Source organism: Terriglobus roseus, from assembly GCF_900102185.1.
Taxonomy (GTDB): domain Bacteria; phylum Acidobacteriota; class Terriglobia; order Terriglobales; family Acidobacteriaceae; genus Terriglobus; species Terriglobus roseus_A.
The window spans coordinates 1,848,494-1,869,861 of record NZ_LT629690.1 but is presented as its reverse complement, the minus strand read 5'-3'; the positions used below and the strand labels follow the sequence as shown (position 1 = coordinate 1,869,861).

12 protein-coding genes are annotated in these 21,368 nt (G+C 56.5%); 3 read left to right on the top strand and 9 right to left on the bottom strand.

The genetic code is table 11. From position 1 onward, the window contains the following. Positions 1-6: 6 nt before the first annotated feature. The gene (locus BLT38_RS07960; protein WP_083344687.1) at positions 7-1,239 is read right to left on the bottom strand and encodes an FtsX-like permease family protein; all 1,233 of its coding nucleotides are present in this window, start codon (positions 1,237-1,239) and stop codon (positions 7-9) included. 84 nt (positions 1,240-1,323) lie between these two features. Beyond that, positions 1,324-2,286: an alpha/beta hydrolase gene (locus BLT38_RS07955; protein WP_083344686.1), complete on the bottom strand. Its 963-nt coding sequence runs from the start codon at positions 2,284-2,286 to the stop codon at positions 1,324-1,326. An 85-nt stretch (positions 2,287-2,371) separates the two neighbouring features. Between BLT38_RS07955 and BLT38_RS07950 the strand changes: the two genes are divergently transcribed. The 3 genes from BLT38_RS07950 (at position 2,372) to BLT38_RS07940 (ending at position 7,301) form a co-directional block, all read left to right on the top strand. Beyond that, positions 2,372-4,588 carry a RecQ family ATP-dependent DNA helicase gene (locus tag BLT38_RS07950; RefSeq protein WP_083344685.1) on the top strand — a complete coding sequence of 739 codons (2,217 nt, stop codon included), beginning with the start codon at positions 2,372-2,374 and terminating at the stop codon, positions 4,586-4,588. A gap of 122 nt (positions 4,589-4,710) precedes the next feature. Next, entirely contained in the window at positions 4,711-5,667 is a 957-nt protein-coding gene (gene pdxS / locus BLT38_RS07945) for a pyridoxal 5'-phosphate synthase lyase subunit PdxS (RefSeq protein ID WP_083344684.1), read from the top strand. A 452-nt stretch (positions 5,668-6,119) separates the two neighbouring features. Then, a complete protein-coding gene (locus tag BLT38_RS07940) occupies positions 6,120-7,301 on the top strand; it encodes a TIGR03435 family protein (RefSeq protein ID WP_172838186.1) in 1,182 nt (393 codons plus the stop codon). A 31-nt stretch (positions 7,302-7,332) separates the two neighbouring features. Here the strand turns inward: BLT38_RS07940 and BLT38_RS07935 are convergent, their stop codons facing one another. The 7 genes from BLT38_RS07935 to BLT38_RS07905 form a co-directional block, all read right to left on the bottom strand. Further along, positions 7,333-8,454: an acetate/propionate family kinase gene (locus tag BLT38_RS07935; RefSeq protein ID WP_083344682.1), complete on the bottom strand. Its 1,122-nt coding sequence runs from the start codon at positions 8,452-8,454 to the stop codon at positions 7,333-7,335. A 4-nt stretch (positions 8,455-8,458) separates the two neighbouring features. After that, a complete protein-coding gene (locus BLT38_RS07930; RefSeq protein WP_083344681.1) occupies positions 8,459-10,840 on the bottom strand; it encodes a phosphoketolase in 2,382 nt (793 codons plus the stop codon). Positions 10,841-11,033: 193 nt separating this feature from the next. Next, positions 11,034-13,436 (bottom strand): glycosyl hydrolase family 95 catalytic domain-containing protein, encoded by a 2,403-nt coding sequence (locus BLT38_RS07925; RefSeq protein WP_172838185.1) that lies wholly within the window; start codon positions 13,434-13,436, stop codon positions 11,034-11,036. A 108-nt stretch (positions 13,437-13,544) separates the two neighbouring features. Then, positions 13,545-14,615: a LacI family DNA-binding transcriptional regulator gene (locus tag BLT38_RS07920; protein ID WP_083344679.1), complete on the bottom strand. Its 1,071-nt coding sequence runs from the start codon at positions 14,613-14,615 to the stop codon at positions 13,545-13,547. A 130-nt stretch (positions 14,616-14,745) separates the two neighbouring features. Continuing rightward, positions 14,746-16,155, bottom strand: a complete 1,410-nt coding sequence (locus BLT38_RS07915) for an alpha/beta hydrolase family protein (protein WP_083344678.1) — start codon at positions 16,153-16,155, stop codon at positions 14,746-14,748. A 35-nt stretch (positions 16,156-16,190) separates the two neighbouring features. Beyond that, positions 16,191-19,943: a TonB-dependent receptor gene (locus BLT38_RS07910; RefSeq protein WP_231966817.1), complete on the bottom strand. Its 3,753-nt coding sequence runs from the start codon at positions 19,941-19,943 to the stop codon at positions 16,191-16,193. 335 nt (positions 19,944-20,278) lie between these two features. After that, complete coding sequence (locus BLT38_RS07905; RefSeq protein ID WP_083344677.1) at positions 20,279-21,334, bottom strand: pectinesterase family protein; 1,056 nt, start codon at positions 21,332-21,334, stop codon at positions 20,279-20,281. Between the last annotated feature and the right edge of the window lie 34 nt (positions 21,335-21,368).

Genomic DNA, 21,368 nt, shown 5'->3' with positions numbered 1-21,368 from the left:
TCGGCTCTACTCGTATCGCAACGCCTCTGCAGGCAAAATCTTCGCTGCCGATCCACTCGGATAAAGTGTAGCCAGCAACGAGACTGCTAACGACACCGTCGCGACCAACACTCCATCCAATACCCGCGGCGCGAACGGCAGATAGTCAATCGAATACACCTCCGCCGAAAGCTGGATGAAGTGGTAATGCCCACCTATCCACGACAGCGAATAGCCGAGCACCAGCCCAATCACCGTACCGGTCAATGAGATCAGCAATCCCTGCGCCAAGAAGATGCGTCGCACCTGCTCTGGCTTCACACCAAAGCTCATCAGCACGGCGATGTCACGCGTCTTCTCCATCACCAGCATCGTGAGAGCGATGAGAATATTCAACGCGGCCACGCACACAATCAACGCGATCACAATGAACGTCACAATGCGTTCCAGCGATAATGCACGGAACAATTCACGATTCTGATCGATCCAGTTTGTCGCTTGAAAGCCTTGTCCAGCAGCCTTTTCAATCGTCTTGCCGATTTCTTTCGCCCGATACATATCGTCAACTTTGAACGAGATGACGGAGATCAGGTCGGGCTCGCTGAACAATCGCTGTGCATCGACGAGCCGCGTAAATGCGTAGCTGGAGTCGTACTGATAAAACCCCGAATGAAAGATGCCGACTAACTGAAAGCGCTGATACTTCGGCACGACCCCGAGCGGTGTCAGTTCACCCTGCGGGCTCGTCACCATCACGGTATCGCCCACACCCGCACCAATCGTCTCCGCTAAATCCGAGCCAAACACAATTGGCGGAAGCGCCATCGGTCCACTGCTCTCCAGCGCCGTTGCGTTGCCCTTCTTGATGGATTGCAGAAGATCGCTGACGGTCTTCTCTTCCGCCGGGAGCACACCTTTGATCAAGCCGCCACCAGACCGAGGGCCGCGCGAGATCAGAACCTGTCCATACAGCCCAGGAGCCGCGGCAGTTACATGTGGTGATTGCCGAAGCCGCTCCAGCAGCGGGCGCCAGTCGCGTATACCGTCTCCAGCCACACGCATCAGGTCCACATGCGCCGTTGATCCCAACAACCGCGACTGCAAATCGCGCCGCATCCCGTTCGTAATCGCAAGCGCGATAATCAGCGACGCAACACCAGCAGCCACACCAGCCACGGAAATCGCTGTAATCACACCAATGACCGCTTGCCGCCGCTTGGCGCGCAGGTAACGGGCAGCAATAAAAAGCTCAAAGCGCATCGTCTAGCAGTATCGCAGCCTAAGTGCAGCAAATGAGAACAGGGACCTTTTCAGGTCCCTGCAAACGTAGAGAAAGAGCACGCTCTACTGCGCCCAGCCGTTTTCCTTTAGCCACTTTAGTAGCAGGTCAGGCCAAACACTCAACTCTGGATTCCCTGTAGCCAATCCTGCTCCGTGCGCCCCATGCCGAAAGATATGCATCTCAACCGGCACTTTTGCCTTTACTAGTGCTGAATAGAAAAGAATTGAGTTAGCAATCGGTACAGTCCTGTCATCAGTGGTGCTGAACAAGAAGGTTGGAGGCGTCTGCTCCGTAACCTGCAGTTCGCTCGACATCAGAGTCACCAGTGCAGGATCAGGATTGTCGCCCAACAGATACTTCTTTGAACCCGCATGCATCACCGTCGGATCCCACGAAATCACCGGGTAAGCCAGCACCAAAAAGTCCGGCCTGCTCGACACGCGATCGATCGGATCGGTTGCTGATGCATTTCCCGCGTCAAAATGGGTTCCCGCCGACGATGTCAGATGGCCACCCGCCGAGAATCCCCACATGCCGATGTGCGACGTATCCACGCCCCACTCCGATGCATGCGACCGTGCGAAACGAATTGCTCGCTGCGCATCTCCCAACTCAATCGGATGGTGATATTTCGGCCCCAGTCGATAGCGCAGCAGAACTGCCGCCACGCCGTGCTGATTCAGCCACTGCACAATGTCATAGCCTTCATGCTTGATGGCAAGGTGAACATAGCCACCACCGGGTGCCACCACCAGGGAATGCGTAGGGTTTTCCTTTGGCAGGAACACACTTACAGCGGGAATGTCGATAACCTCATTCCCCTGCTGTCCCGGCGCGCCATCCGGCCAAAGCGGCGTCCATGTATGCCCCTCAGGCAACGGCAGCAAAGTCTTACCGGGATCAGGCGGAAACGACGTAGTAAAGCCCGGAGGCACTGCATTCTGAGCAGGAGCAGCAACCGGCGCAGCCGTCTGCGCCACACCCACTGCTGAAACAAGGGCAAGCATCACAGCAACAATTCGCATCAGGGTTCCTTTGCGCACCAGCCTAACCCAGCCAACCGCATTCTGAAAACAGGGAGAAGATTGTGCGAAAATAGCACCACTCCTGATGCAGTCGCCCACCCCATCCCCGGACCTCGAATCGCTCCTCCACAGCGTCTTCGGATTCCGCGAATTCCGAGCCAGCCAGCGTGCCGTCTGCGAAGCCGCTACCAAGGGTCGCGATGTTCTCCTGGTCATGCCTACGGGCGCGGGCAAAAGCCTCTGCTATCAGCTTCCCGCCATCGCCCGCGGCGGCACTGCGTTGGTTATCTCGCCGCTGATTGCGCTCATGGACGATCAGGCGCACAAGCTCACATCGCTTGGCCTCAACGTGGGCCGTATTCACTCCGGCCTCGACCGCGAAGCCAGCCGCCAGGTCTGTCGCGACTATCTCGACGGCAAACTTCAGTTCCTCTTCATTGCTCCCGAGCGCTTCCGAGTGCCCGGCTTTGGCCCCATGCTCGCCAAACGCAAGCCCTCACTCATTGCGATTGACGAAGCCCACTGCATCTCGCAATGGGGCCACGACTTCCGGCCTGACTACCGCAACCTTGCTGCACATCTTGATGCCCTGCGCCCTGCGCCCATCATCGCGTTGACCGCAACCGCGACGCCGCAGGTACAGAAGGACATCGTCGCCGAACTCGCGCTGAACAACGCCGCAGAATTCATTCAAGGCTTCCGTCGCACCAACCTCGCTGTAGAAGTCGTAGAAGTTTCCAAGCCACGCCGTACGGAGATGGCGCGCAAGCTTCTCAGCGAATCGACGAGTCGGCCTGCCATCATCTACGCGCCCTCGCGAAAAGATGCGGAAACGCTTGCCACCGAACTCAACAGCGCATTCCCTACCGCCACGTATCACGCGGGCCTGGAACCCGCTACGCGCGACAAGGTGCAGCGTGGCTTCCTTGACGGTCAACTCGAAGTCGTCGTCGCCACCATTGCGTTCGGTATGGGAATCGACAAAGCCAATGTACGCACCGTGCTCCACATGGCCATGCCCTCAACTGTAGAAAGCTTCTATCAGGAGATCGGTCGCGCCGGGCGCGACGGCAAACCCGCACGCTCCGTCCTGATGTACAGCTTCGCCGACCGCCGCATGCACGACTTTTTCCTGGAGCGGGACTACCCGCCGACGGACACGCTCTCGCGCATCGCCACAGCCTTGCAAGCCGAGCCGATCCATGCTGATGACCTCCGGATTAAGTTGCGGCTCGATCTCGACGTCTTCGGTCCTGCGCTCGACAAACTGCTCGCACAGGGGGCCGCGCAGATCGATATGGGCGGCAACGTCAGCCGTGCGGACAATCCGTCGCCCGCATGGATGGCTCGTTACAACACGCAGGTCAGCTTCCGCCGCGGCCAGATTGATGCCATGATGCGTTTTGCCTCCGCTGCCGAATGCCGCATGTCTGCGCTCATCCGTCACTTCGGCGATATGTCAGACAATCGCGCCTGCGGCCTCTGCGACTTTTGCTCACCGGAACGCGCCTCCTCGCAAACCTTCCGCGATCCGTCATCGTCCGAGCTGCGTGAGATCCATCGCATCCTCCGCGAACTTGCTGACGCCCCCCACGGCAAATCCACTGGCAAGCTGCACACTGAGCTTTACTCGCGTAACGAACTTGATCGCAAGGAACTCGACGTCCTGCTCGACGCCATGGGGCGTGCCGGCTACATCACGCTGGAATCGGCGAGCTTCGTCAGTCCCGAAGGCAAGGAGATCACCTATCGCCGCGCCCTCATCACACACGAAGGCCGAGAAGCCAATGACGGCGAGCCCATCATCGGCATCCAGATGCGCGACATCACAGAAACAGCCGCTCTGCCATCCAAGCGGTCACGCAGCCAGTCGAAGAACGGTTCTTCTGGGAGCCGCGCCAAATCGCAGAAGAGCGATCAGGAGAATACGCCACTCACCGCAGATCAGAAGATTGCGGACGCAGCTTTACGCACCTGGCGAACTGAGGAAGCAAAGAAGATGAAGAAACCGCCCTTCGTCATCTTTGGCGACCGTACCCTCCGCCAGATCGTCCTCGACAATCCCCGCTCCGTGGAAGATCTGGAAGACGTATCCGGCATCGGTGCTGCGAAAGCCGCCCGTTGGGGCGACGCGATCATAGCGGTCCTCCACGGCGAACTCCCGTTGCATGAAACCGCGGCCGCTCCGGTCCCCACGCCCGCAAAGGAAGCGAAGCCAACACCACAAAAAGACAGCTCTGCAACGCGTAACTTTACCCCGACACCTATGCGGCCTTCGACGCTTTCCTATCTCCGCGACTAACGCAGAGACCAAACAAGCAACAGCGATTCATGCGCACGAAACAAACCTCGACATCGCTGCTAAAATGAAGCTATCTCCGTCATAACATCCGGAACATTCGTCATTAAAAGGAGCATTTCGCCATGGCTGACCTGTCCTCTTCCAACGGCAACTACGCGCCGCACGGCCTTCGTCTCAAGACCGGTCTGGCGGAAATGCTCAAGGGCGGCGTCATCATGGACGTCATGAACGTTGAGCAGGCTCGCATCGCTGAAGAAGCGGGCGCCGTCTCCGTCATGGCGCTTGAGCGCGTCCCTGCCATGATCCGCGCCGAGGGTGGCGTGGCCCGTATGGCGAACACCAAGCTCATCAAGGAAATCATCGGCTCCGTCTCCATCCCCGTGATGGCGAAGGCCCGCATCGGCCACTTCGTCGAAGCGCAGATCCTGCAGGAGCTGGGAGTCGACTTCATCGACGAGTCGGAAGTCCTCACACCCGCCGACGACACTTTCCACATCGACAAGCACGCGTTCACCACGCCCTTTGTCTGCGGTGCACGCAACCTGGGTGAAGCGCTTCGCCGCATCGCGGAAGGCGCAGCCATGATCCGCACCAAGGGCGAACCCGGTACCGGCGACGTGATCCACGCTGTACAGCACATGCGCACCATGACACGCGAGATCAAGCAGCTGACCGTCATGAGCGACGACGAGCTGTACCACGCAGCCAAGAACCATGGCGCGCCGTACGAACTCGTCCGCATGGTCAAGGAACTGGGCAAGCTGCCAGTCCCGAACTTCTCCGCTGGCGGCATCGCCACCCCGGCAGACGCAGCCCTGATGATGCAGCTCGGCGCGGAGACGGTTTTCGTCGGCAGCGGCATCTTTATGAAGGAACGCGCCACCCCGCTGGACGTGGAGAACAATGCCAAGGAGCGCGAAGAAGCCGTCAGTCGCGCCACCGCCATCGTTCAGGCCGCCCGCCACTTCGACGACCCCAAGATCCTCGCGGAAGTCAGCGCGCAGGTTCTGGGAAGCATGAAGGGCCTCGCAGCCCTCGCCATCGAAGAAAAGGAACTCATGCAGACCCGCGGCTGGTAGCCGCATTTCCTACCAAAAAGTGGAGAACGGAAGCCGTGAGAGATCGCGGCTTCCGTTTTTTATGGTCGAAAACGGCCCAACGAGCCACCCAAATAGCCCTTAGAAACGCCAAACCACGCCAGTTCTACTAAAAAATGTAGATTTCTTAGCCTAAAAGCAAAAATATGCAACTTCTCATAGATTTTTGCGTCATAATCAGTGTGAGGGCGAGAGCGCCCGAAAGATTGCGGACGGTAGAGCCAACATCCCGCCGCTACAAGTTGCGTCACTGGCCTCCCCCCTATCGGCTTCATTGTCGATAGGGGCTTTTTTTGTTTGCCGTAAGCTTCCGCTTTGCTCGGCCTTCCGTCACATCCCATAAGCTGTCATGACGCTCGCGATTTCACATCTGTTCCGTCAGGGACCGCCGTACTATGGTTCTAATTTCCCGCCACAAGTTCTGCGAGGTCGACATGCGCCTTCACTTATCCGTACCGGTTCGTTCGGTGGTTCTCGCCTGTGGTTCGTTGCTGCCGATTATGTCGGTCACGCTTCCCGCTGCCGCGGCGCAAACTGCACCACAGGTAAAGCTCGACGGCACATGGCAGGGCGCAGTGCGTCAGCCCGACGGCAAAGACAACCGGTGGGTCGTGAAGATTGAGAAGGCGGACAATGGCTGGAAAGGAACCATGTGGTTCATCGACCAGAGATCTCCGGCAATCCCCATCGACAAGGTTGAGTTCGCTGACGGAACGCTGAAACTCAACATCGAGCGAGCCTTCATCAGCTATGAAGGCAAGATGTCGCCGGACGGTGACACCATCTCCGGAACCCGCACTCAGGGCGATAGTAAGGTACCGCTCATCTTCGCGCGCGCCACGACAGAGACGGCATGGGCCATTCCAGAGCCTCCGCCGCCGCAGCCCAAAATGGATCCCAACGCAAATCCATCGTTTGAGGTAGCTACCATCAAGCCTCAGGCGCCTGGTGACAAGGGATTCGCCTTCCTGCTGAATCGCGGAAATTTCATCGGCAAGGGGCTCACTCTTGAAAAGATGATGACGATCTCATTGGGCTTGAATGCGGTGCAGATTGTGGGGCTCCCCGACTGGGCCACGCAGGAAAAATATGACATCGATGCCAAACCGGACACGCCCGGACAGCCAAGCTTGAAACAGTTCATGAGTGAGGTCGCGAAACTCATGACGGATCGTTATGGGTTGAAATATCACACCGAGAAACGCACCATGACGGCATACTCATTGACGGTGGCTAAGAGCGGCATCAAGATGAAGCCGTCGCCTGCGGGATCCGGCGATATTCCGGGATTCGGTCTGCCTCCGGGACGGCTATTCATCAATAACGCAACCATGCAGGAGTTCGCGCGCTTTCTGCAATCTGACATGTTTGACCACCCTGTCGTTGACCAGACGAATCTGGGCGCTGCCCGCTACAACGGCACGCTGAAGTACCAGATGGATGACAACCAACTGATGAAGATGGGGCTGAAGGCTCCACCGCAGTCCGACAGCAGTGACACACCGCCGCCCCTTATCACAGCGCTTTCTGAGGAGTTCGGACTGAAGCTGGACTCCGGCAAGATACCGGTGGATGTGATCGTGGTGGATAGCGTCTCAAAACCAACGCCGAATTAGCGAATCGTTCGTATCGAAACACCTGAAAGATCTATTGCAGAATGGTGCGACAATGCCGCGCCATCTGCAGTTCTTCCTGCGCCGGACCAACAGTGATGCGATCCGGTGTGAGGCCCAGAAATGCCAAGCCATCACATATCTTGGCGCGTACTTCGTCACTGTGCTCGCCAATGCCTCCTGTGAAGACCAAGAGATCGACGCCTCCCATCAGCGCCGCGTACGCTCCAATGGTCTTGCGAACGCTAAGACAGAATGCATCGATGGCAAGTGAGGCAGATGCATCGCCTGTTGCGCGGCGTTGTAACAGCGCACGCATGTCGCTTTCACCATCGCTATAGCCTGCAAGTCCGCACCTGTGGTTCAGCAGAGCTTCCAGTGCATCTGCATTCAATGCCTCTTTGCGCATCAGGTACAGCAACACGCCGGGGTCCAGGTCGCCTGTACGTGTTCCCATTACGACACCACCGGTTGGCGTGAGCCCCATGCTGGTGTCGATGGACTTGCCACGGAAGACTGCAGTTACGCTGCTACCGTTTCCAAGATGCGCCATCACCACTCGCTCCGGAAGACTACTGCCAAGGCGATGCACGATGGACTCGTACGAAAGGCCATGAAAGCCGTAACGCATCACACCTTCTTCAAAATAATGCGATGGCAGAGGAAGCTGTGCTGCCACTGGTGGCATGGTGCGATGGAACGCCGTATCGAAACATGCGATATGGGTTGCGTCAGCAAATATCTCCTGCGCCTGACGAACAAGCTGCAAAGCCGATGGAATATGCAGTGGCGCAAAATGAACTGCCTCATCCAACGTTTGTAATAACTGCGGCGTTATGCGCTGATGCTCTTGCAGGTGTGGTCCACCGTGAACAATGCGATGACCAACGGCGATGGGAGTCGTGTGCAAATACGCCTGCAAAGAAGCTGCGATCGCTTGGAGTGCTTCAGACTGCGATTCATGGACCGCCTCGCGGTGCAGTAGCGCAGTTCCATCCGCAGACTGGATCTGAAGAGTTCCGTCGTCACGACCGATTCCCTGCGCGCTGCCGGACAACAACAGTTCCTCATCGTCGTCTGAGTTTGCAAAGACTCCGAACTTCAACGACGAGGAACCACTGTTCAACGTGAGGATGGTCTTATGCGTCACACTCATCGCATTAGCCCGGCCATGTCCAGTTGCGAATCTCTTCGCTGTCGATGCCTTCGGCATAGGCATAGTTCAGGTGTTCGATAATTTCGTTCTTAAGCCAGTCTTTCAGGTGCGCAGCCGTGTCGCGGAAACGCGGCACTCTATCAATGACGTCAATCGCAAGGTTGAAACGATCAATCTGGTTGATGATGGCCAGTTCCAGCGGCGTGTTGATGTTGCCCTTTTCTTTGTAACCGCGAACGTGGATATTCTCATGATTCTCGCGGCGATACGCGAGTTTGTGTATCAGCGATGCGTAGCTATGAAACGCGAAGATAACTGGCTTGTTCTTAGTGAACAAGGAATCGAAATCACGATCTGACAAACCATGCGGATGCTCTGCATTGGGTGTAAGGCGGAACAGATCGACCACATTTACAAAGCGCAGTTTTAGATCTGGCAACTTTTCTTTCAGAATGGCAGCAGCAGCAAGAGCTTCCATCGTTGGAACGTCGCCCGCGCAGGCCAAAACAGCATCCGGCTCTTCTCCGTTATCAGTGCTTGCCCAATCCCATATGCCGATGCCCTTCGTGCAATGCTTTATGGCATCGTCCATGCTGAGGTAGGTGAGATGAGGCTGCTTGTCTGCGACGATCACATTGAAGTAGTCGACCGACTTGAGGCAATGGTTCGCAACACTCAGCAAGCAGTTCGCATCTGGTGGCATGTAGATGCGAACAACATCCGGGCTCTTGTTCGTAACAATGTCCAGGAAACCGGGGTCTTGATGCGTGAACCCGTTGTGGTCCTGTCTCCACACTAGCGATGTAATCAGCAGGTTGATAGAAGAGATGGGCGCACGCCAGCTTAGTTCGTTCTTTGATTTCTCCAACCACTTCGCATGTTGGTTAAACATGGAATCGATGACATGAACGAAGGCCTCGTAAGTTGAGAAGAATCCATGTCGTCCGGTTAGGACATATCCTTCAAACCATCCTTCCAACGTGTGTTCGCTAAGCATTTCCATCACGCGGCCATCGAGCGCGATCTCAGTACCGTCGGCATCCTCTGGCTTGTACTCTGCTATCCACGTCTTTTCGGATGCGGCATAGATGCCATCAAGCTTGTTGGATGCAGTTTCGTCCGGACCAAAGACGCGGAATGTCTTCATGTTCTGCTTCATGACATCGCGCAGAAACGATGCCAATGTTGCAGTTGGTGAGATGTACTCCGCACCAGGCTTTTTCACTTCCACCGTGTAGGCACGGAAGTCCGGAAGACTCAACGGCTGGCGAAGCACGCCACCATTGGCATGAGGGTTTGCGCTGATGCGGCGAGACCCTTCCGGCGCTGTGGCACGTAGCTCCGCACGCAGTCGACCTGTTTCATCAAATAGCTCTTCCGGCTTATAGCTACGCAGCCATTCTTCCACCATCGCAAGGCTCTTCGGATTAGTGACCGGATCAAGAATCGGCACTTGATGTGCGCGCCAGAAGTCCTCCACCTTGTGGCCATTTACTTCCTTCGGGCCTGTCCATCCTTTGGGGGAACGCAGCACGATCATAGGCCAACGAGGACGTTCAAATGTTCCTGCAGCACGAGCGGCATCCTGAATCTCACGGATCTCCAGCACGCACCTTTCAAGTGTTGCGGCCATCTCCTGATGCATCACCAGGGGATCAGAACCTTCGACAAAGTAAGGCTTGTATCCCAAGCCGAGGAAGAGCCACTCCAACTCTTCGTGCGGAATACGCGCGAGGATCGTGGGGTTCGCAATCTTGTATCCGTTGAGATGAAGAATCGGAAGTACCGCGCCATCACGAATGGGATTTAAGAACTTGTTCGAATGCCATGACGTTGCCAGCGGGCCTGTCTCTGCTTCCCCGTCGCCAACAACACACGTAACGATCAACTCGGGATTATCGAAAGCCGCTCCATAAGCGTGCGACAAGCTGTATCCCAGTTCTCCGCCTTCATGAATTGACCCCGGTGTTTCTGGCGTGCAATGGCTACCAATGCCTCCCGGAAAAGAGAACTGGCAGAAGAACCGCTTCATGCCCGCATCATCCAGCGTGCGATCGGGATAGATCTCGCTGTAATGTCCTTCCAGATAGCTGTTGGCCAGTGTTGCGGGAGCACCATGCCCAGGGCCCGAAACATACATCACATCCAGGTCATACTTGCGAATCAGCCGGTTCAGATGAACCCATACGAATGACTGACCAGGATCAGAACCCCAGTGTCCCAGCAACCTGTTCTTAATGTGTTCTGGCTTGAGTGGTTCGCGCAGCAATGGATTGTCGCGCAAATAAATCATGCCTGCGGAAAGATAGTTGCAGGCCAGCCAATAAGCATGAATCTTGCTCAGTTCATCTTGTTCAAGGGGAGTGCTGGGGGTGGTACCGGACATTCGAAACTCCTTCACAGAAAAAGGGACCGTTTACGAAGGGCGGAGATAGTTCGCCGCCAGAACCATACACGGACCAGCCGATCCGTTGCTAACAGCATACGTTCCCTTGTGCGATTGCGCAGCAAGCGGTACGCGACCGGCAAGTCTCGTTAGATGCGAAAGAGTGAAGCCCCTTGCGGGGCTTCGTCTATGTTTATTGAATTTTCACTTCGTACGATTGATTTCTCTTCACTGACAGTGCACCTGCTGTTAGAGCAACTTTTCTACCCTGACTTATAACTTCCGCAACAGTACTTCCTGTCGGTAATAACAGTTGCAGCTTCGTATCTCCGTCTGCATGGATTCGCAAAGCGATGATCTTGCCGTTGACCCAACGCATGTCTACGCTTGCACCGCCCCGTACACGCAGACCGCTGACTGAACCGGAGCTCCACTGTCGCGGCAATGCAGGAAGCAACTCCAACTCTGCGCCATCCTCTATCCAGCGCGATTGCAGAATTGCTTCAAGCATTCCATTAGCTGCCCCAAGATTGCCGTCAATCTGGAAGACTCCTGGCGGATGCGTGTCCATCAGATTGGGGAAGGTCGATTGCCGGAACAGCACCTGCAGGCTCTCGTATGCCTTCTCACCTTCGTGCAGGTGGTCCCAGTAATTGACTACCCAGGCGCGCGACCATCCTGTCTGCCCACCGCCATTCGCAAGCCGACGTTCCAGCGTGACGCGCGCTGCTTTCGCAAGTTCCGGTGTGTGCGCTAACGAAATCTGCGTGCCCGGAAACAAAGCCCACAGATGCGAAATGTGGCGATGCCCCGGAGCATCTTCTGTGTAGTCCAACGGCCACTCCTGCAACTGGCCCAACTTGCCCACCTGGAATGGCAGTAGTTTCGCTCGAGCATCTTCAACCTGCTTCAGGAATGCAGGGTCTTCATGCAGCACACGTCCGCTATCTAACGTGCGTGTGAAGAGTTCACGAACAATTTCCATGTCCATGGTTGGCCCCATGGTCAACGAATGCGACTTACCATCCGGCAGTTTGTACTTGTTCTCTGGCGATAACGATGGCCCTGTAACCAGGTGTCCTGAGCCATCGTTAGTCAGGTAGTCCAGATAGAACTGCGACGCATCATGCAAGATGGGCCATGCACGCTGCTTCAGAAATGCGTTGTCCAACGTGAAGGCGTAGTGCTCCCAAGCATGCAACGCCAGCCACGCGCCGCCCATCGGCCAGATGCCGTATTGATACCCATCGATGGGTTCTGCATCGCCCCATAGATCAGTATTGTGATGAACCACAAAGCCACGCGCGCTGTAGTACTTCTGCGCAACCTGGGTTCCGCTTCCACTCGATGGCGTACGCACCATGTCGATGAGGTTGATCAACGGTACGGTCGTGTCTGAGAGTCCGGCAGGTTCGGCAAGCCAGTAATTCATCTCCGTGTTCACGTTGATGGTGTACTTCGATCCCCACGGATTGTTAACGCCTGCCGCCCAAAGTCCTTGCAGGTTTGCAGGCAGGCCGTCCGGGCGCGAGGAACTGATCAACAGATAACGACCGAACTGAAAGTAAAGCTGCTGCAATCCAAGATCGTCGGCCCCAGCACTAACGCGCTTCACTCGCTCATCCGTAGGTATCGATGCGATTGCGGCATCACTCGAACCCAACTGAAGCGACATACGCCGGTAAACGGGTTGATACACCGCTTGCTGAGCCCCAAACATGGCAAGGAATGTCAGGTCGGCTGCTCTACGGAATACTTGCTGGCATTGCTGCTCCGGATCGCCACCTGCAAACGGGCCGCCCTTAAAGTCCGTCGCTGCAGCAATCAGCACCGTGACAGTGTCTGCACCCGCTACGACAATCTCTTTGCCGTCCGCGTTCACAGTGCCTCCAAAGGCAATGAACTTTGTCTCACCAGCAAAGTGAATCTGCCCTTCGTGTTTTGCGCCTTCCCGCAACACCAGCGTGTCATTGCCTTGCGTGCGGGTCGCAAAGTCATCAGGCCTATCCATGCTGGCGTGGAAACTGATCGCGCCTTTCTTATCTGCCGAAATCCGCATAACGATGAGTTGCTGAGGAATCGACGCGAACACTTCGCGTGCGTAGTGCACACCATTCATCGTGTAGGTGACACGGACTACGCCTGTCTGCAGATCAAGTTCGCGGCGATAGTCGCTGACTGGCTGGGCGTTGGTTGCGCGCAGATAGAGATCGCCTAGTGTGCTGTAGCCAGGCATTTTGATGGGCACGCCAAGCATGCCTTCCTGAGCGATCTTCTCCGCTGCGGCTATCTTTTCGCCGTCAGTGCCTTTCGATTCCAGCAGTAGCTTGCGTGCCTCAAGAAACGATTCTCGCCCTTTGGGATTCAATCGATCTGCACGACTTCCCTGCCACACGCTGGTTTCGTTCAGTTGCAGATGTTCGTCAGCAGCCGAGGTCTGGCTACCATCCATCAACGCAGCGTTTTCCTTAGCGTCCTGCAGATCGCCATTGTTCGCGCCGGTGTTTGCACCTCCGAAGACCATGGCACCAAGTCGTCCGTTGCCGATGGGCAAAGCATGGTCCCATATTGGAGCAGGCTGTCGGTACCAAAGCACGCTCTCGCTCGAGGCGGGAGTGTGAGTTTGCGCTGGAAGGCAAACGCCCCCCATGAATACACATGAAAGGACAAGGATGCGGCGCATAACGTTCCTCTGTGGTGCGGTCTATTCTTTGGCGGGGGGAGCCGTCGATTCACGCAAGACGATGTTCGCCGACAGCGTCGGTTCGTTCACGTGCTCTTCGCCATCGACGTAGCGGAACAGCATATCCAAAACGCTGTGCGCCAGTTCGTTGCGAGGGGTTGCCACCGTCGTTAATGGAGGATGCAGGAAGCGGCACAGATACGTGTCATCGAATCCCACAACTGAAACATCATTGGGAATCGTTCGACCGGCAGCTTGCAGTGCCCGGAATGCACCCAACGCCACAAGGTCGTTGATGGCCACCACAGCAGTAAAACGATAATGCTTCAACGCCCGTTCAACGGCACTCAGCCCGGCTGCCGCTGGCTCGCCTGGTTCATCGATGATGTGAACATCCATATCAGCGGCGTTGTACTGGTGCAGGGCTTCTTCAAAGCCGATTTGTCGCTCCATATGCGAGAACATCGGCGGAGCGTTGGAATCACGCTGCGAATTCTTGATCAGCAGAATGCGCCTGTGTCCAAGCTCCAGCAGATGCTTTACAGCCACGTACATTCCGTGGCGCTTGTCCACGCGTACCGTACCGATGGTTGGTGCAGAGTGATTGTTGTCCAGATAGACCGCAGGCGTGCCGCTGGCTTTGAGCTGAAAGAATGCCTCCGGGTCGTTTTCAGAGGTCATCATGGCAATGCCAGCCACACGAAGGGATAGCATCTGGCGAACGGCTTCTCCCTGTTGCTCCATGTTGAAGTTCGTAGAGGCCAGAAATGTCTCGTAGCCATGCTTCCGAGCTTCGATGTCGAGCGCACGCGCAATCTCTGCAAAGAACGGATTCAATAGATCCGAAACGATAATGCCGATCAGTTTGGTCCGACGACGCGCCAGATTGCTGGCAAACATGTTCGGCGTATAGCCAAGCTGTGCAATCACGTCCAGCACGCGCTGCCGTGTCTCCGGACGGATATTGTCCTTTTCGTTCAGCACGCCAGAAACGGTGCTGAGCGATACCTGCGCCAGCCGGGCGACGTCCTGAATTTTGATTCGGCCGGAGCGGTTCTTCTTACGTGCATCCGGTTTTCGAGTAACGGACAAGTTTAGATCTCCTGAGAAGGCAAAGCAGGTGACACGTTGAAACCAACAATTGCGTTGTAAAACTTATACATTCTTCAGCCCTGAAAGGGGCTGCGGACTCGCATAAAAGTAACGCTTACGCGCATCGGCATCACTGAGCCTTTCCTTCCTCCAGCGCGCGGGCCTTAGCAGCCCAGGCATCGTAAATCAGCGTATTCTTCTGCTGCTCCCACTCGGCATCAGGAAGCACCATTAAATCTTTACGAGGAATCGCGGGGAAACCCTGTCCCACGGCGTCCAGGCCACCTTCGCGGTCTTCGCGGAAGTACGTGGGCGAAATATCGACGTTATTGGCGCTGATCCATTTGGAGATATGGGTTGTCCCTGCGGCCCGGATCGCTGCTTCATCCCAAAGCGCGAAGTGAAGTTGCTGGTTCAGCCAGAGCATTCCGTCCAGATTCACCCAGCTTGTCCGATGACTAATGCCGGGGTACATGATGTTTGTAAACATGTTCCGATCATTGCCGTTCAGCGCAATTGCTCGCGCACGCACAGCATCGAACCACGGCTGCGGATGATCCGCCATCTTCATCACAGTGTCGCTCTCGCCGTTCATCACGTACAACGGTCCACGAGCGGCGTTGAGCGCATACAGGATGGCTCCGCGATCCCCAAGAACACCCAACGACAGATATGGCGGCGTTTGGCATGGCAGCTTATTGCTGTCGTAATACTCGTGAGGTCCGTCATAGACCCCGCCTCCACTCAGCACAATCGCATGAATGCGAAGATCAATGGCGCCTGTAATACCCGCGATCAAGGACCCCAGCGAGTATCCCACCATGCCGATACGCTGCGGGTCTACTTGTGGAAGCGAACGCAGGTAGCTGACTCCCTGCATCGCATCCACCTGCATTAATCCTGCGAGACGCTGCCCCCAATGCGGCAAATCGACGACCTTATCATGCTCTGCCGGAGACTGGCGGCTGGCTTTGTGCGCATTGCGTTCGCCTTCGCCAATCTGGTCGTACGTGACGGCAACGGCTCCAGCCTTGGCAAACAGGATGCCGCTGTAAAAGGCATACCAGCCGAACTTGTCATTGCCGTGTCCATTCACAACGACGACGCCGGGCAGCTTGCCCTTCCAGTGCGTGGTCCGGGGATCAGGCCGATAGACGATGGCCGGCACACGCATGCCGTTGGCCGTGGAGTATGTGACACGGTCCGCCAAAACGCCGGGCGTGGGTGAGAACGTCGACCACACCTTCGCCTGCAAAGCAGGTAGAGGATCTGGCACGAAAAGCTGTTTGCGTATCTCAGCACGCCACGCTTCATCGCGCTTCTTGATCTGTGCGGCAGAAAGTTCTTTGCCCGGTTTAACAAAGATTCCGCTGTTGAACGGCGCCTGCACAGAAAAGAACTGGTCAGGGCGCGGCACGCCACCACCACCTGCTGCCACCTGCGCTTGCAGGTTTGTGGAGGTGGAAACGGCAATCAATACGGCAACGGAGAGACAAGATGAGATTCGCATAAGAAGGAAGAAGACAAGACCACCGATCATATTAATCGGTGGTCTTGTCTTTGTGAGGTTAAGAGTTAGAACTCGATACGAGCAGCAAGCTGCAACGCGCGGATATACGGAACGGTTGTGTCGCGAACCTTGGTGCCATAGCTGGAGGTTCCAAACGTGCTGATAACGGCATTCGACTGGCTGTAGACAAACCGAGTATGGTTCGTCACGTTGAAGTAGTCCGCCTCAAGTACCAGCTTGGTACCTTCATGCAGCCCACCGGTGGGGATGTCAATCGACCGGCGAAGGCTCATGTCCAGGTTGTAGTTGCCCGGCTGGAACAATCCCGGCAGAGCAGCCGAACGCGCCGTGGTGCTGAACATGTAGTTTGGCGTGTTCGCGGTGCTTAGGAAGGCGTTGGAATCCAAGTACTGCGTGGTTCCCAGATCGGCCGAGGTCTTTGGACGTGTGCTGCCCTGAATCTGTCCGTTACCCGAATAGTTCGGGTTCAGGAACGGGTAGCAAACGTTCTGCGACGGGTTCGTGTTGCACGAGTTCATCGTGATGGACAGGGGTGCGCCAGAGAACGCCGTAAAGATGCCAGACAGCTTAAAGCCACCGAACGCAGTTCGTGTGAACGCATTGCCGCCACCTAAAACGCCGGTGCCGAAAGGCAGATTGTAAGCGCCGGTTACAACGAACTTGTGGCGCTGATCACCGAGCGACAGGCTCTTGTCCAGTGAACGCGCCGCATGGAAGTGTCCATCAGACGCATACGCTGCCGGAATGTCGTAACCGGAACGGAACGTTCCATTGTTGTCGATCGACTTCGCCCACTGATAGTTCGTCATGAAGGTGAGGCCGTGCGTCAGACGCTTCGTCATGTACAGCTGCAACGCGTGGAAGCGGGTGTTGCCAACAAATCCATATGCGTCGCTGATGCTGCCGTACTGCGCGTATGGCTTCAGAGCCTGAGCAATGGAGGGATTCTGCGATCCGCCAAAGCTTGCATACGGCACCGTTACGCCTGCCGCTGCCAGATTCGCCGCGGTGGCGGTGTTCGACAACTGCGTGCCCAGCCCCAGGTATTTGGGATCGAGCTGATTGCTGGCAATGCCGCGACCATTCAAGCTGTCAGGTTGCAGGAAGTGTCCCTGCGATCCGACGTAGCTGATTGTCAACGTGGTGCTTGGGCTGATCTCACGCTGCAGGCCAAAGTTCCAGTTTAGGAACTGGGGCGCACGTCCACCGTAGTAGGGATCGGCGTACGTGGGTGTCTGCGACGAGGCAGTCGTTGCTGTTGTGTAGGACGTACCCAGGCCTGGATCAAGCGTTGGCGGCAAGGTGTAGGCCGGATACGGGTTGTCGATCTTCCAGTACTGTGTTCCCGTCTGGCTGGCCGTCGGTTGAACCACCGTGGTACTTGGGCTCACGCTGTAGCCCTGCAGACCGGAGCCCTGACGGCTGGTCGCTGAACCGCCATTCGCGTTGCCGTGGGTGTAGATCACGCTGAAGCTTCCACGGAATACCGTCTTTGGATCAGCCTGGTAGGCAAATCCAACACGGGGTCCGAAGTTCTTCATGTAGTCATGAACCGGGCTGCTGCAGTTGCAGAGACCGTTACCGTAACCACCGAAGGCAAGTGCACCCTTCGATCCCGTAAGCGGATTCGTTGCATTCGGATCAAAGTAGGCGAAGCGGTTCTTCACTTCGCGATACGTTGGGAAATAATCCCAACGCAAGCCGTAATCGAGCGTCAGCTTCGAGGTGACCTTCCAATTGTCCTGGAAATAGGGCGACTGCGGACGGAAGCGACCACCCGTCTCGGGCACGGAAGACAACGTAAAGCCACCGGAATTGGCCGCGCCCAACATGTAGCTGGCGTAGCCCTGACCTGAGGTTGAAAGCGCCGTGGTGTTGTTGCTATAGCCAGCTGTCAGTGCATTGGTGAACGTCAGCTGCAGCGGATTAACACCCGTTGCATTGTTCAAGAAGTTGTACTGCATCCAGGCGATCTGGAAGCCGAAAGTGAACGTGTGGCTTCCCTTCACCCACTGCAGGTTGTCGAGCAACACATAACCATTCGCAACTGGGCGATTGCTGGAGTAACCAGCCCAACGGTTGATGTTGGTGTTGCCGCTGAAGGTGACGGTCGGGAACGAATCCTGTGCCTGGCCCGCAGGCAGACCCTGGATACCGTTCGCGGCCGCGCCATAGTTACCACCGATATCCTGGTTGTAGCCGGGGCCATCATAGCGACCATAACCGTACTTCAACTGGTTTGTGATGTGCGGGGTGATGGCATACGTATGCTCAAACAGGAAGACCTTCGTCTTTGGCGAAAACTGTTGCGACGAGATATACGGTGCCGGCAAACCGTTCGATGTGGAGGAGACAGTTACAGCCGCAGGAGCGGTCGTTGCCTGGCGTCCCCACGCCAGCACTACCGATGCTGCCTGCTTCTGATTGATCGTCCAATCGAAGCGATTCGTGGTGGTCCAGTTGTTCAAGCCGGTCTTGTAGTTGACCAGGTAGTTATTGTTCACGTTGCCGTTGGTGGGTGCGGGCAGATAGGACTGCATGCGCTGCGCCACAGGAGACAGACGCGACATAGGAATGATGTTGTTGGCAAACGGCGTACGCTGATAGGCCTGCGTCGCCTTACCGTTTACGTTGATCGTCACCAGCTTTGTGCTGTCCGGATCGTAGATGCAGCCAGCGACTGCTTGTGTGGTGGCCGCGGTGCCGCAGCTCGCCGGGTTGGACACAAACTCACCGAAATCACCCTGACGCATACGAAGCGTGGGGATGGTTTCAAGCTGATACGGCACCTGCCGGGAGAAGCGGTAGCCTTCGTAACCGCCAAAGACGAAGAGCTTGTCTTTGATGATGGGAAGACCGGCAAACAGGCCATACTCGTGCTGATGTTCGGTCGGCTTCTGCGCGCGACCCGTCACTGGATTGATCGTCTGCTGGAAGCCCCAGGTATCCAGCCCGGTATCGCGGAAGTAGTCATACGCGGCGCCATGGATGTTGTTCGTACCACGCTTCACCACGTAGTTCTGAACGCCCTGGCCTTCGTAGATTGCCGAATAGCCAACAGTCTGCACCTGGAACTGCTCAATTGCGTCGACGGCCATGGACGTCCAAACGAAGCGTGGATCGCCTTCACCTGCTACTGAAGTGATGGGCACACCATTGATGTAGATCGCCGATACCGCACCACGGCTACCAGAGCCGTTGACCGAACCTGCATTCGTGGTCTGGTTTCCGTTCGTTGTCTGCGAGTTAACACCCGGCAGCAACGCGGCGAAGTCGGTCGCGCGGCGCTGACCGCCGCCGTCCTGGATCAGCGGCAGGGCCGAGTACTGCTCCTGTTCAATGGTGACGCCCAGGGCCGCATTGGAAGTCTCGAGGGTCGGCGGTGTGTCGACGACCGTAACTGATTCCGTCGTTTCGCCGGTGGGCAACGTCAGATCGACAGAGAACGTCTGCAACGCATTGACGTTTACATTCTCCTGCGTCACGGACTTGAAGCCATCGTGGGAGACCGTGATGGTGTACTTGCCCGGATCAAGGGAGAAGCTGTACTCGCCCGACCCACTGGACTTGAGGCTCTGCTGCTTATTGGTCGCGTTGTCCTTGATGGTCACCGTTGCATCAGGGACGGCGGCGCCGGTGTTGTCCACGACGCGGCCATTGATGGCGCCCTTTCCTGCAAGCTGCGCGCCTGCGGAAAGCGTCATAGTTGCCACCAGGGCAAGTGGCGCCGCAATGCGCATGGGGTGAAGTAGACCTGCCCCTAGGGTCATGCGGGAAAGTGGGTTACGGAACGTCATGGTCACTCCTCAAGAGTTTCGAAAGGTTTCGATTTCTACCGCCGGGAAGGCTCCCTTTGCCATACCTGTACGGTGCATCTCGGTTTTTAGCGAGAACGGGCGAATACTAGTCGGTAAGAAATACTTTCGTCAAACCCTTTTTACGAGGCCGTGAAAATCAGAGGAAAACAACACAATATGGCCCTTATATTTCGCCGTTTTTTTGGGCATTTGCGCGTTTGAGACGTTTCACCGAACCGTTTCGATTTCTCTCAACAACTGCGCTAGCTTCTCGCCATACGCGACGAAGCACCCTGAAGGTCAGGGACTGGAGCGTTAGAAGGTGGCGGTTTTGATCACCGCCTGGATCGAAGCCCATCGGCCGCATGGATGGGATCCCATCCATCGCTTCCCGCAAGAAGCGCTCGGGGCGTAAGCCGTTTTTCTTCTTCTCGGGACAGCGGCGGATACGTCACGATGCGCTGTCCGCCGTTCACCCCGGGCCCATGCGATCGGTATTCGCGATAGGTGCTGGTCTTCAGCCGGCCGCCCCACTCTGACCAGCCATCAGCCGAAAGCTTCGGCTGGATATCCGTGTCATAAAACAACACCGTCGCGTACGTGCGCCAGGGTCTTCCGAGAACCAGCTTGTCGCCGGGCTGCGGGTTTCCGGTGATACGAGAGTGAAGAAAGTAATAGCCCGAATCCTCTTCCGGAAACTGGCGACTTTGCGCCGTGAACATCACGTTGTTGTTGTGTCGCGCGTGCAGTTCACAGTGATCGAAGACAGCCTTAGCGTCACCAAAGATGAAGTCCACGTGGCCTTCGATGTAACAGTTGCGAAAGTACTGTCTTGACGCCTGACATGCCGCGCGTCCCGGAGGAGGCGGACTGCCATCCTTCGGCAGATTCTCGTGACAGGTGCGGCTGTTGGCGTACAGCGTATCCTGCGCTGCGATCAGACGCACATTGTCTAGCACTGCGCGGTCGCTGCTCATCAATAGCGCCACCGCCTGCGAACCCTCTTCGGTGCGGGTGTGTTCCAGCTCCCAGGTGTTTTCGATGGTCAGATTCTCCGCCATGAAGCCATCGGCATCAACGCTCACGCTGCCACTCTTGCCGGTGCCGCCAGCGCTCTTCGCGGAATCATTCCAGCTCAGCACCACATCCTGCGGCTTCTTTCCGGTGCCAATCAGATGGATGTTTGGAGTACTAATGTGAATCTTTTCCCGGTACGTCCCCGGTGCAACGCGGATCTCTTCTCCATCGGCAGGCGCATGATCAACCGCCTCCTGCAGCGTATGGAAGTCGGACTTCCCTTCATGAGATACGGTGACACGCTTCAATACCTGCGCATGGCAGGTCGTCACGCAAGTTAGAGCAGCAAGCAATGCAAGAGGAACTCGGCGCACGGCAAATCCTTTTTCGAAGATCAGTCAGTAAGTC